Source organism: Rhodococcus sp. (in: high G+C Gram-positive bacteria) (genome assembly GCF_049299235.1).
In the GTDB taxonomy this organism is placed as follows: Bacteria; Actinomycetota; Actinomycetes; order Mycobacteriales; family Mycobacteriaceae; genus Rhodococcus.
Window position 1 is genome coordinate 48887 of record NZ_JBAQXC010000100.1, and the last position, 13110, is coordinate 61996.

General features: G+C 64.8%; 11 protein-coding genes and 1 pseudogene. 2 read left to right on the forward strand and 10 right to left on the reverse strand.

The genetic code is table 11. The annotated features are described in order from the left end of the window. The first annotated feature begins 102 nt into the window (after positions 1-102). Entirely contained in the window at positions 103-858 is a 756-nt protein-coding gene (locus WAX14_RS05815) for a LysR family substrate-binding domain-containing protein (RefSeq protein WP_422627138.1), read from the forward strand. Positions 859-921: 63 nt separating this feature from the next. On the opposite strand, the pseudogene WAX14_RS05820 reads toward WAX14_RS05815, so the two are convergent. The 9 genes and pseudogenes from WAX14_RS05820 to WAX14_RS05860 all read right to left on the reverse strand — a co-directional run bounded on the left by WAX14_RS05820 (position 922) and on the right by WAX14_RS05860 (position 9783). Beyond that, positions 922-2400 (reverse strand): annotated as a pseudogene (locus tag WAX14_RS05820) (MCE family protein). Continuing rightward, positions 2400-3536 carry an MCE family protein gene (locus WAX14_RS05825; protein WP_422627139.1) on the reverse strand — a complete coding sequence of 379 codons (1137 nt, stop codon included), beginning with the start codon at positions 3534-3536 and terminating at the stop codon, positions 2400-2402. The pseudogene WAX14_RS05820 and the gene WAX14_RS05825 overlap by 1 nt, the downstream one beginning before the upstream one ends. Then, a complete protein-coding gene (locus WAX14_RS05830; RefSeq protein ID WP_422627140.1) occupies positions 3533-4030 on the reverse strand; it encodes a hypothetical protein in 498 nt (165 codons plus the stop codon). Before WAX14_RS05830 ends, WAX14_RS05825 begins: the two co-directional genes overlap by 4 nt. Next, positions 4027-5058, reverse strand: a complete 1032-nt coding sequence (locus tag WAX14_RS05835) for an MCE family protein (RefSeq protein ID WP_422627141.1) — start codon at positions 5056-5058, stop codon at positions 4027-4029. The genes WAX14_RS05830 and WAX14_RS05835 overlap by 4 nt, the downstream gene beginning before the upstream one ends. A gap of 1 nt (position 5059) precedes the next feature. Continuing rightward, entirely contained in the window at positions 5060-6073 is a 1014-nt protein-coding gene (locus tag WAX14_RS05840) for an MCE family protein (RefSeq protein WP_422627152.1), read from the reverse strand. Then, a complete protein-coding gene (locus WAX14_RS05845) occupies positions 6073-7317 on the reverse strand; it encodes an MCE family protein (protein ID WP_422627142.1) in 1245 nt (414 codons plus the stop codon). Before WAX14_RS05845 ends, WAX14_RS05840 begins: the two co-directional genes overlap by 1 nt. Positions 7318-7339: 22 nt before the next feature. After that, positions 7340-8185 (reverse strand): MlaE family ABC transporter permease, encoded by an 846-nt coding sequence (locus tag WAX14_RS05850; RefSeq protein WP_422627143.1) that lies wholly within the window; start codon positions 8183-8185, stop codon positions 7340-7342. A gap of 6 nt (positions 8186-8191) precedes the next feature. Next, positions 8192-8905, reverse strand: coding sequence for an MlaE family ABC transporter permease (locus WAX14_RS05855; RefSeq protein WP_422627144.1), 714 nt, complete (start codon positions 8903-8905; stop codon positions 8192-8194). A gap of 272 nt (positions 8906-9177) precedes the next feature. Then, positions 9178-9783 carry a TetR/AcrR family transcriptional regulator gene (locus WAX14_RS05860; protein WP_422627145.1) on the reverse strand — a complete coding sequence of 202 codons (606 nt, stop codon included), beginning with the start codon at positions 9781-9783 and terminating at the stop codon, positions 9178-9180. A 230-nt stretch (positions 9784-10013) separates the two neighbouring features. Here WAX14_RS05860 and WAX14_RS05865 point away from each other — a divergent pair, with 230 nt between their 5' ends. Further along, entirely contained in the window at positions 10014-11216 is a 1203-nt protein-coding gene (locus WAX14_RS05865; RefSeq protein WP_422627146.1) for a cytochrome P450, read from the forward strand. A gap of 62 nt (positions 11217-11278) precedes the next feature. Here WAX14_RS05865 and WAX14_RS05870 read toward each other — a convergent pair. Continuing rightward, the coding region (locus WAX14_RS05870; RefSeq protein WP_422627147.1) for a CoA transferase at positions 11279-13110 on the reverse strand (1832 nt) is incomplete at its 5' end.

Sequence of the window (13110 nt, forward strand, 5' to 3'; positions counted from 1 at the left end):
GATTCCAATGAGCGCCATCACCGCGTCGGGACCGTCGGATCATCCGATTCGCCGAACTCGCCACCGGCCCGGCGAACAGCGTGCGACCGGTACCCTGACCGGGTGAGTGACGAGTCCGCACAGGTGTTCCGACTGGCCTACGTTCCGGGGGTCACCCCCGCCAAGTGGGCGCGGGTGTGGACCGAGCGGATGCCCGACATTCCGATCGAACTGATCCTCGTGGAGTCGGCCTCCGGTGCGGCGTGTGTGCGCGACGAACGGGTGGACGCCGCGTTGTTGCGGTTGCCGCTCGAACGCGAGGGACTGTCGGTAATCGGCCTGTACACCGAGGCTTCGGTGGTGGTGGTGCCGGCCGAGCACGCGATCGCTGCGGTGGAGGAGGTGACGGTCGCCGACCTGGACGACGAGACTGTCCTGCAACCGCTCGACGACGTGCTGGACTGGGCGCGACGCCCCGGTACGGAGGCGTTCGAACGTCCGGCGACCACCGAAGGCGCGATGTCGCACGTCGCCTCCGAGGTCGGAGTTCTGGTCACCCCACAATCACTTGCACGGCTGTACCACCGCAAGGACGTGACGTATCGCCCGGTGGTGGACGCCCCTCAGTCGCAGGTCGGTCTGGTGTGGCTCACCGACCGCACCACTGACCTCGTCGACGAGTTCGTCGGGATCGTGCGCGGCCGCACCGCGAACAGTTCGCGAGGTCGGCACGACGAGCAGGAGAACAAGTCCAAGCGGCGCGGGGAGCGGCAGGGTTCGCAACCGCGGAAATCCGTGGACGACAAGAAGCCGAAGACGCGTCGGGGCAACGGCGGGCGGCCCAAGAGCGCCGGCCGCGCCCGGAAGCGTCGGGGCTGAGCGGTCGTCGTGGAACCCTGGCTTCGGATCCGGTGACGTGACTCGATCGCGCGCCGTCCGATGTCAGCGCGGGAACATGTCGTGCCACGATGCCGGCGTTGCGCCGGCGGCGAGATTGCCCTGACGATACAACTGTCCGTCCGGGCCGAAATACCGGCCCGTGCGCGGATCATAGTGTGCCGAAGCGGGTTTCGCATCCGGCGGGGTACCGGCGAATCCGTGTGCGCTCGGGATCGGCGGCAGTGTCGTCGCGGGCGGCACGAGCGAGCCGTCGGGGTTGTACCGCGAATCCTGCGGCAGCCCCTGCGCCTCGAGGTTCGGATCCTAGGGGTACGGGCCGACGACCGGTTGCTCGGTGGCCAGTGGTACGAACTCCTGGTCGCTGTTGCACAGTGCGGCGGTCGCCGCGCGCTTGGACGGGTCGTTGGCGCACGGGATGTTGCGGGCACCGCGGACCGCGATCTGCGAATCCTGCGGGAGCTTGCAGTACAGGTCCTCCGGAGTGTCGACGGTGTCGGTCTCGTACGGGGGCCGCCACTGCGACGGCGGCAGGAAGCCGACGGTACAGGCGGGCGGATCGGAGATCCCGCCGATGCGGAAGTCGCCGAGTCCCAGACCCGAGGCGTTCTTCGACGGCTGCACTGCCTGGATCATCGACACCGCCGGTGGCAGCAGCACGAGCAGCTGCTCGAGCCCCGCGTTGTAGGTGACGGCGAGCTGGCCGACCGTCGTGAGGTTCGCCAGCATCACCGGCAGCGTCAGCGCGACCGTGTCGAACAGCGCGGTGGTCTCCTGCGCGAAACCGGGGCCGGTCTGCAGCACCGTGCGCAGCTCGGGATCGTTGGACACGACCTGTCCGGTCACTCCGGCCAGACTGCGCGTCCACACCTCGATCGCATCGAGGCTCTGGACTTGCGAATCGAGCAGGGGCACGGCGTCCTCGATCAGTGTTCGAGTACGGTCCGCGACCGAGTTCGCATCCGCTGCGAGCGTCGTGGACGAATCCAGCAGCGAACCCAAGTCGTAACCGGTGCCGGCCACGCCGGCATACATTTCGTCGAGCAGGTCGTCGAGTTTGTCCGTCGGGATGCTTCCGACGAGTGCACTGAGATTGTCGAGCATCGGACCGACGGGTTGTGGCACGGCGGTGTCGGCGGTGTCGATCACGGCGCCGTCCTCGAGGAACGGCCTTCCGTCGCTGCGCGGCCGCAGGTCGACGTACTGCTCCCCCACCGCGGACACGCTCCGAACGTGTGCCTCCAGGTCTGCGGGGATGTTGTAGTCGTCGTCGAGCGAGAGCGTGGCCCGCACTCCGCCCGGAGTCAGGTCGACGGCGGTGACCTCACCGACCTCGACGCCACGATAGGTCACGTTCGCGAACCGGTACAGGCCGCCCGAGGTCGGCAGTTCGACGGTGACGCGGACCCGCCCGATACCCACGAAGGACTGCGCCTGAACGTAGGTGAAGGTCGTGACGAGCAACCCGACGAGCCCGAGTACCGCGAACACGACGAGCTGGACGCGCACGAAGCGGGACAGGATCATCGCGTTCCTCCAACCGCAGCCCCGAGTGGATCGCGCGTCGGTTGTGCGTAGCCCGGATCTCCGACCGCTGCCTGCACGACCGCGTTCGGATCACCCCACGAGGTTCCGAGCAGCAATTCGCGCTGGAGTCGGGGCACGGTGAGATCGACCGTCGCGAACAGGTTCAGGTAGTCGCCGCGCACCGCGCGGTCGATGACGGACTGCCCGTAGGGATACACCGTCGCGTATGCGAGGGCCTTGTCCAGATCCGTTCCGACGTCGGCGAGTGCCCGCAGGGTAGGTTCGAGGTGCTCCAGATTGGTCACGAGGTCCAATTGGGTGTCGGTGACGACGGCGGTGGCGCTGTCGCTGAACATCCGAAGCCGGTCGAGCGCCGTGGTGAGCGCGGGCCGTTCCTCGAGGAGCGCGTCGAGTGCGGGGGGAAGTCGATCGAGGACGTCTGCGACCACGTCTCGCTGTCCCGCAACAGTGTCGGCCAGGCGGTCGAGTCCGTCGATGGATGCGACGATGTCGGCTCGCTGGGTGTCGAGCGTCCCGACGAACAGATCGAGCCGGGTGAGCAGGTCGCGCACGGCACCCTCCCGGCCACCGAGCGCGTCGTTGAGGTTGGTGACGATGTCGCCGATCTGACCGAGGCCGCCGCGATTGAGAACCACCGCTGCGGCCGCGAGGGTGCGCTCGGTCGACGGATATGTCGACGATCGGTCCAGCCCGATCGTGGCGCCGGGATCCAGCCTGCCTTCGGGCGGCTGCCCGGCCGGCGGGTTCAGTGCCAGGTGGCTCGATCCGAGGAGGCTGGTCTGGCCGATGGTCGCGACCGCGTTCGCCGGGATGACAACCTCCTTCTCGACCGACACCTCGACGTCGGCGTGCCAACCGTCGACGACCATCCGACCGACACTACCGACGACGACATCGTCGATCAGCACCGGTGAATTCTGTTCGAGTGTACCGACATCGGCCATCTCGACGGTCACGGTGTAGGACCCTTCTCCACGTCCCGGCGCCCCCGGGAGCGGCAGGGAATTCACCCCGTCCCACGCACATCCGGATAGCACCAGGGTCAGCGCTGCGGCCGCCGCGACGATCACCGGTCGGCGCCGACGACCGGGCTGGGTTCGACGGTTCGTCATCGCGGCATTCCTCCCGGAAACAGCAGGTCGAGCACACTGGATACGGGCGCAGCGGCCGGCACGGATTCGTTCGCGCCCACGACCGCCGGAATCAGGTGCGGTTCCGTATAGATGAGATTCTCCGGCCGTGCGGACGGACCCTTCACCGGGTTGATCGGGGTCGGAAGATAGTTGAACGTCAGCTGATTCAGTAGCGGACCGAGGTACCGCGCACACTTGTCCGCTGATTCCTGCGAGGTCGAGTTCTCGACGCTGGCGATCCCGGCACAGATGAACTGGATCGGGTTCGAAAAATTGTTGACCACGAAAACCCCTGCCTCGGTACCGGTGTCGGGGTTGTAGATGTTGTAGAAGTTCGCCATGCTGGTCGGGAAGATGTGCGCTCGGATAGTTTTGGGGCCGAGAAGTTCTCGATGCAAAATCAGCGATGCACCGAAGACGAGGCCGCCGATCAGTATCGTTGCGAAGAGTCGCAGGATCGTGCTGCGGGTCATCTGGGCTCCTGACCGGGGATGGGGAATACGGCAGGCGGGTCGACACCGAACGCCTCATCGACGAACGGCTGGATCATGTGCCCGTCGATCAGGTTGGCGACGAACGCGTTGTAGAACGGGCCACCGGAGACCGCTTCCCCTTGGGTCAGCGCGACCTTCGCCAGTCCGGGGAGGGCAGCGGCGATGTTGTCGCGGTTCTCCTCCAACATCGCCGCAACGGAATTCAGACGGTCGAGTGTCGGCGCCAGTTCGGCTTCGTTGTCCGCGACCAGACCCGAGAGTTGCTCGGAGACCGCGGCGGTGTTCGCGAGCAGGTCGACGATCGCCTGACGTCGATCCGCAAGAACGCCGACGAGCGAATTCGCATTGAGGATCAGTGTGTTCACCTGCCCGCTGCGATCCGCGAGGATGCCGGTGACATCACCGGTCGAGCTCAGCAGATCGCGCAGAGACTCGTTGCGGCCGTTGAGGGAACGGGACACTGTGGTCAGTCCGTCGAAGGTCCGACCGAGTTGGGGCTCGATACTGTCGACGGTGGCGGACAGCAGGTCCAGAGATCGGTTGACCGCATCGGTGTCGATGCCCGAGACGTTGGTCGTCAGGTCTCCGACAGCATCGGTGAGAGCGTACGGCGACGATGTGCGTTCGGTCGGGATCACGTCGTTCGGACGCAGAAGACCGGACCCGTCGGATATCACGGTCAGGATTCGCTTGCCGAGCAGCGAGCCCGTCTTGATGTGGACGGTGGTGGCCGATCCGAGCCGAACCGACGAGTCGACCGAGAACTCGACCAGCGCATCACCGTCGAGCAGCGACACCGTCGATACCGTGCCGACCGCGACACCGGAGACGATGACGTCGTCGCCGGCCTGAAGCCCACCGGCCTCGACGAATGTCGCGCGATACGGCAATGTCGTTGCAGCCGTGATGAAAACCTGCGCTTGCAGGCCCACGAGCAGCAGACACGCAATCAGGACCGTTCCGATGAGTCCGTTCCGGATGAGGCCGGCACCTCGATAGCGAAGCATGTCAGGGAGCGCACCTTCCCGAGTCCTGTTCGATCCACGGGAGCTGGACCGTCTCGCCGGTCTCATCGGTCACGCGTACCGAGATGGCGCAGATGTAGTACTGGATGAAGTTTCCGTACGCACCGACCCGCACGAGCTTGCGGAAGTTCTCGGGGGCGTTCTCCAATGCGGAGTCGAGACGCTGCTTGTCGTCGTCGAGAAGCGGTGCGAGCCGGGCCAGTTCGTCGACCGTGCCCGCGAGCGGCGGTCGTGCGTGTACGAGCAGATCCGTCATCGACGCCGTTCCCGTGTCCAATGCGTCGATGGCCGCGCCGATGGGATCACGTTCTTCCGACAACTGGCCGACGAGGCGGTCGACGGTCGCGGTGAAATCGTCGCCGCTGTCGGACAGGACGGTCATCACCACGTTCAGGTTGTCGATCAGACTTTCGACGATGTCGTTGTTCGCGGCGAGTTCGTTCGAGAACGACGAGGTATGCGCGAACAGGGAACCGACGGCGTCTTCCTGCCCCTGCAAGATCTGCAGGAGCGACGCGGTGAGCGCGTTGACCTCGGTCGGATCGACGCTGTCGATGACCGGTTTGAAACCGCCGAGCAACACGTCGAGGTCCAGCGCCGGCTCGGTCTGCTCGACCGGGATCTCGGCGCCGGCGGGGAGACGCTGCGACGATCCGGGTCCTTCGACGAGAGCGAGATAGCGATCCCCGACCAGATTCAGGTATCGCACCGCGGCGGTCGTACCGGTGGTGAGCGCCAGGTCGCGGTTCGCGTCGAACGTCACCGTGACCAGGTGGTCGCCCCGCAGCGCCACGCCGTCGACGGTGCCGATGCGGACCCCGGCGATCCGCACCGGGTCGCCGGTTCGTAAGCCGGAGGAGTTGTCGAACACCGCCGAGTACGTGGTCGTCGAGCCGGTCCGATATTCCCCGAATACGACGACCAAAAATCCGAACAGCACGACCATCACGACGGCGAATACGCCGAACCGGACGATCGGTCCGTTGCGTGAGCTCATCATGGCCCCCAGTTCGGAAGTGCGGGAATCAAGTTCGGTAGCGCCGGAAAATCGAGTGGCATACCGGGGAGTGCGGGTGCCGAGTTCGGAACCGCAGGCGGTCGGTTCGCGGCCGGTGCCGGCACCTGTCCGAACAGTGCCTGCGACAGGCCGTCGACGGTGACCGCCTGCCGACCCGAATCGAACGGGTTGGCGCCGACATCGGCGACGACGAACGGCGGCCGTCCCTCGTACGGCACCGGCAGCACCGAACACTGGGGCCCACCCGAGGCCGCGACCTTCGGCAGATCCTCCGGGTACCGGTACGGATCGGTGCCCCACAGGAAGTTCGCGGACAGGCCGAGACCTTCCACGTCGACCGGTTTCGAATCGGCGAGGTAGGCCAGGCCCGTCAGGGAGCAGGTCAACGCCTCGTTGTACTCATCGGTCAGCGCCGTGGTCGGTACCAGCAGATCGAGCAGTGTGGTCAGTGCCGCCCGGTTGTCGTCGAGAACCGGTTGCCCGACATCGGACAGTCCGATCAACCCGACGAGGAACGCATCGAGATTGTGCTGTTCGTCGACGATCATGTCGCCGATGGTTGCGGCGTCTGCGCCGACATCGATCAGGTCGGGTGCGGTGTCCGCGTAGGTCGACGACACCGCCGGGGCAAGAGCGAGGTCGGTTCGCAGCGCCGGCAGTGCCGGTTCGATCGTGCCGAGGAACCCGTCGAGGTCGACGAGCATCTGCCCGAACCGATCGCCGCGTCCGCTCATCGCGGCCGCGACCGCCCCGAGCGTTTCGTTCAGCTTCTCCGGCCGAATCCCGTCGAGAACGTTCACGAGTTGTTCGAAGACCGTGTTGATTTCGACCGTGACATGCTCCGACTCGAGTACCCGGCCTGCTTGCAGGGGCACCGGAGAGGGGTTGTCCGGCGGAAGGAACTGCACGAACTTGGCTCCGAACACCGTGGTCGACGCGATGTCGACGGAGATGTTCGATGGGATCACCCGCATCTGTACGGGATCGAGCGCGAGGGTGATCTCGGCCAGACCGTCCGGTCGGGCCGTGATCGAGTCCACCCGGCCCACCGTCACGTCGCGCATCTTCACCTTCGCATCGGGGTACATCACCAAACCGGCACGGGATGAGAGCACCGTGACCCGCACACTGTCGGTGAATCGGCCGTCGAACAGGGCTGCCGCGCCGGTGACGATCGCGGCGAGCACCACGATCGCTGCCAGCCCGGCAAGGGGTCGGAGCACGTTCGGTCCCATTCCCACCTCACTATCCGGACAGGTTGAAGTTGCCGTTGGCGCCGTACACCGCCAGCGAGACGAGCAGGGTGACCGAGACGACCGCGATGAGCGAGGTGCGGACCGCGTTCCCGACCGCGGTGCCGACCCCGGCGGGTCCGCCCGCCGCGAAGAAGCCGAAGTACGTGTGTATCAACAGGATCGTCAACGCCATGAGGAATGCCTGCAGGAACGACCACAGCAGATCGATCGGGTTCAGGAACGTCGCGAAATAGTGATCGTAGAGGCCGGCGGACTGACCCAGCAGGAGGACGGTCGTGAATCGGCTGGCGAGGAAGGAGGCGACGACGGCCAGCGCGTAGAGCGGGGTGATGGCGATCAGGCCAGCGACGATACGGGTGCCGACGAGATACGCGATCGGTTCGATACCGAGGGATTCGAGCGCGTCGATCTCCTCGTTGATCCGCATCGCACCCAATTGCGCGGTCGCACCCGCACCGAAGGTCGCGGCCAGGCCGATCCCGGCGACGACCGGCGCGGAGATCCGCACGTTGATGAACGCGGAAAGGAAGCCTGTGAGTGCTTCGATGCCGATGTTCCCGAGCGAACTGTAACCCTGGACCGCGAGGGTGCCACCGGTGGCCAGGGTGAGAAATCCGACGATCACGACGGTGCCGCCGATCACGGCGAGAGCTCCTGCTCCCATGCTGGTTTCGGCGATCAGCCGCAGAGTCTCACGACGGTATCGCCAGGCCGCAACGGGTGCGCCGACCAGCGCCCGCACGTAGAAGATCGCATGGTCGCCGATTCTGGCGAGTCCATCGACAGGGCGACGCAGCACACGGACGGTACGCGCATACTCGTAACTCGGTGGCACGTGTCCTCACCTCGCAGTCAGTTGGATTCCGATGGCGGTCACCACGACGTTGACGACGAACAACGCCATGAACGCGTACACCACCGTTTCGTTCACGGCGTTTCCCACTGCTTTCGCCCCTCCCGAAACGGTCAGCCCGCGGTAGCACGCGACGAGACCGGCGATGAGACCGAACAACAGTGCCTTGACCGAGGAGATGATCACTTCGTCGATGCCGGTCAACAGAGTGATTCCGGCCGCGAACGCTCCGGGATTGACGTCCTGAACGAACACCGAGAAGGTGTAGCCACCCATCACGCCGATGATGCAGACCAATCCGTTCAGCAACATCGCCACGAGACCCGACGCGAGCATCCGCGGAGTGACGAGTCGCTGGACGGGGTCGATTCCGAGGACCTCCATCGCGTCGATCTCTTCACGGATAGTGCGTGATCCGAGATCCGCGCACATCGCGGTGGCTCCCGCACCCGCGACGATCAGTACCGTCACCATCGGACCGACTTGAGTGACGGCGCCGAACGCGGCACCCGCTCCACTCAAGTCTGCGGCACCGAGTTCGCGTAAGAGAATGTTGAGGGTGAAGCTGACCAGCACGGTGAACGGGATGGCCACGAGCAGTGTCGGTACCAGCGACACCCGCACGACGAACCACGATTGCTCCAGGAACTCCCGCATCTGAAAAGGTCTGCGGAACAAGAACTTTACCGCATCGACGGACATCGCGAACAACCCGCCGACCGCGCGGACCGGTTCGGACCAGCTGCCCGATACGGCCCACTCACGCGGCGCACCTGAAGCACCCCTGCGCCAGGAGGACTTTCTCGCTTCGGATTGCATCATTGCCCCATCTGCGAACGGCATTCTCGCCTGTGGCGAATCTTACATCTCAAGTCGAAGAACACAAGGACCAAAGACCCACATGATGATGAGGAACGATCCTGGCGCACAACCATTCCCGGTCAAAGGTCCATCCCATGACGCGCGTCGAGTGTTCACTTCACCGCATCGGCAACGAGATCCCGTTCGAGCGATCGCGAGTACTCGGCAAAGACCTCACGGAGCGGCGTCGATCTATCGAGCAGCCACGACATCTCGATTCTGTTGATGAATGCGACGATCTCGACCGCCCGCACCGCCGGATCGATGTCGGCGCGGTAGCGTCCCGAACACTGTTGGGAGCGAATCGCTTCGGCAACGATGTCGACAGACGTCCGCCACCGTTCGAGGAGTCGCCCATGCAGCGGCGCATCCACCATCAGATTCTCGACGAGCAGTACCACGAAAGTCCCCACCAGTTCCGGCGACCGTTCGATTCGGTAGGCGGTCTTACGAATCTCCTCGGCAAGGTCGCCCGCCCGGTCGGATCGCGCGTCGTCGTCCACGTCACGCGCGTCGAGCACTGCGTGCAACAACTGCTCCTTCGACGGAAAGTGGTACAGCAGACCGGCCGTCGTCATCCCGACCTCCTGCGCGATCTGCGCGAGCGTCGTGCTCCGCCAGCCGTTGCGAGTAAGCAATCGCTGGGCCGCAGCAACGATCTGCGCTCGGCGGTCCTCCCCTTTTGCCCGAAGCGTGTCGTAGGGCCTTGTGACCTGCACTGCACCCCCAAGTCGATGCTCGAACCCTGCGCGGATCATCCCCAGCCCGCTTCGACCTTGCTCCTTCAGGATTTCCAACTCCCCGGACGCATCGAGAACTATACTCTCCAATAGCGAGAATATTGCTTGCATCGCGAGACGTGTAGCCCGACACTGGTAATAGTCGACGACATTCCTTCGACTGCCCAGCCCGTATGCGAATTCGAATTCCCCCGAAAGGTGACAGACCTGTGACGACCAGCGCGGCCAGCGACGTTCGATACGACCCGTACGACGTCGAGATCAATGCCGATCCCTACCCGATGTTCGAGCGCATCCGTGAAGAAGCACCGCCCTACTACAACGAATCCCACGACTTCTATGCGCTGAGCCGCTACGCGGACGTCAATCAGGGTCTCATCGACTACGAAACCTTCAGTTCGGCACGTGGAGCCATCCTCGAACTGATCAAGGCGAACATCACGATTCCGCCGGGAGTGCTGATCTTCGAGGATCCGCCGATCCACGATATCCACCGAAAGCTGCTGGCACGGATGTTCACTCCGCGCAAGATCCATGCACTCGAGCCGAAGATCCGGCAGTTCTGCGCCGAAGCTCTCGACCCCCACGTCGGCACCGGACGTCTCGACTTCGTCGCCGATATCGGGGCACAGATGCCGATGCGTACGATCGGGATGCTCCTCGGCATTCCGGAGGAGGATCAAGAATCGATCCGCGACTTCGCCAACGAGCAAATGCGGACCGAAGACGGCGCACCCATGAAAGCCGCGTCCGACGGCATGTCGACCGGTGACATCTTCGGCGCCTACATCGACTGGCGCACAGAGCATCCCTCCGACGACATCATGACCGAACTTCTCGAGGTCGAGTTCGAGGACGAAACCGGCACGGTGCGTCGGCTGACCCGCGAGGAACTGCTCACATACGTCAACGTTGTCGCCGGCGCGGGCAACGAAACCACGACGCGACTGATCGGCTGGGCCGGAAAGGTCCTCGCCGAACATCCCGACCAGCGGCGTCAACTCGTCGAGGACCCGACACTGATCCCGAGGGCGATCGAGGAACTGTTGCGGTTCGAACCGCCTGCCCCGCATGTCGCGCGATACGTGACGCGCGATGTCGAGTACCACGGGACGACGGTTCCCGAAGGCAGTGTCATGATGTTCCTGATCGCCGCAGGGAACCGCGACCATCGCCAATTTGGGTCCAACAGCAATCTTTTCGACATTCATCGCGAGCAACGACCACACCTGACTTTCAGCGTCGGCACACATTTCTGCCTCGGTTCGGCGCTGGCCCGGCTCGAGGGTCGCGTCGCCCTGGAAGAAATCCTGAAGCGCTTCCCGGAATGGGAGGTCGATACCGCCAACGCGGCGCTGTCACCGACATCCACGGTGCGCGGCTGGGATACCCTGCCCACCATCGTTCGCTGATCGCACAGCGAAACGCCGCCGGATTCGGCGGCGTTTCGCCGTCTCAGGGACTCGTGCGCCCGTCACCAGTCGGGTATCCGACCGAGGATACCCTCCGCTTCGCGTTCGGTGATTTCTCCGTCGTCGTAGCCGAGTTCGGTGAGGATGTCGCGATTGTGCTCACCGAGCAGTGGCGCGCGACGGTTATGGAACCGGGTCGGCCCTTCGGAGAATCGCGCTGCCATCGTGCTGTGCAGTGTCGCACCCAGGATCGGATGGTCGACTTCTTCGAAGAATCCGCGGTGCTCGAGTTGCGGAACCTCGTTCTGCCGGTGAGGTTGCATTACCTTCGCCACCGGGACACCGGCATCCCACAACACCGTCACGATCTCGTCGGCCGTCCGGCCACGACACCATCGCGCCAACTGCTCGTCGAGAAGGTCGTGGTGGCGACGCCGACCCGCGACCGTCTCGAGTTCGGGGTCCGCTGCCCATTCCGGATCACCCAGTGCCGCGCGAAGAAACACCCACTGCTCATCGGTCTCGACCGCGACGGCCACCCAACGGTCGAGTCGCCCGAACTCGTCGAGTTCGCCTGTCCGGTACAGGTTCTGGGGTGCAGATACGGGACCGCGATTGCCGTCTCGTTGGAGAAGCGTTCCGTACGCGGAGAACTCGATCACCTGTTCCGCGGCGATATTGAGCGCTGCGTCGACCATCGTAGCCTCCACCAATGCCCCCTCGCCCGTGCGACGCCGCTGTTCGAGCGCGACGAGCAGACCCACGAGCGCATGGATACCGGCATTCGGATCGCCGACAGAGTACGGCTCGACAGGATTCTGATCGGGATGGCCGGTCAGCCAGCTCAGGCCCGAACTGTCCTCGATGACATACGCGAACGCGGGATTGTCCCGCCACGGGCCGTCGAGCCCGAATCCGGGCATCCGCACCAAGATCGCATCCGGGCGCAGGTCACGGACGGTGTCGAAGTCCAGTCCGAGCTGGTCCAGCACCCGTGGGGTGTAGTTCTCGACGATGACGTCACACGTCGCGATCAGCCGGCGGAGCACCTCGCGACCACGTTCGGTGCGGAAATCCAGTGCCAAGCTTCGCTTTCCGGTGTTCAGGCCGGAGAAGATCGGTGACTTTTCCCACCAGTGCTCCTCGGACATCGGCACACCCGCGATCAGGCGGGTACCGTCCGGCCGGGACGCCGATTCGAGATGGATGACATCGGCGCCGAACATCCCGAGGACCTGCGTGCAGGACGGACCTGCCCAGAAACTCGTCATGTCCAGGACCCGCAGGCCGTCGAACGGCCGGCCGGATCGAGATCCGGCAGCGGTGGCCGCCCGGTCGGTCACCGGGCGCGACGACGTGCCGCGCCGGTGGCATTCGTGGGTATGGTCCCCCAGTACGGGTGACGGCTGCGGATCCCGCAGCGCGCCGGGCTCGATGCGGTAGGGGCTGCCTGGTTGGACGAAATCTCCCCGCGGGTTGTCCGTGAACGACCCGCGCCTGCGGTAGTGGTCGATTCCGGTGACGTTCTCACCGTTTCCGACCGGACCGTTCGGAATACGCAGGGCACTGGCGAAATCGAGGATCTCCTCGGTGGTCCGTTCGGCGATCCACGCCCGGATCTCCGGCGCCATCTTGTTGGCCTGTTCGGTGATGGACAGCGGTGAATGTTCGTCGATCCATTCGGGGTGTCCCACCATGACACACAGGTCGAACCATTGCTGCGCCGTTCCACATCCCAACGCCACCAGGCCGTCCTTGGCGGTGGCGACCCCGGGGACGGTCAGCCGCCGCTCGGCGCGGAACGGCCGCTCCAGCCCCTCGAAGAACGACACGGGGTAATAGGTCAGGCACAGGATGTCGGTCTCGAGCATCGACACGTCGACGAGTTCTCCGT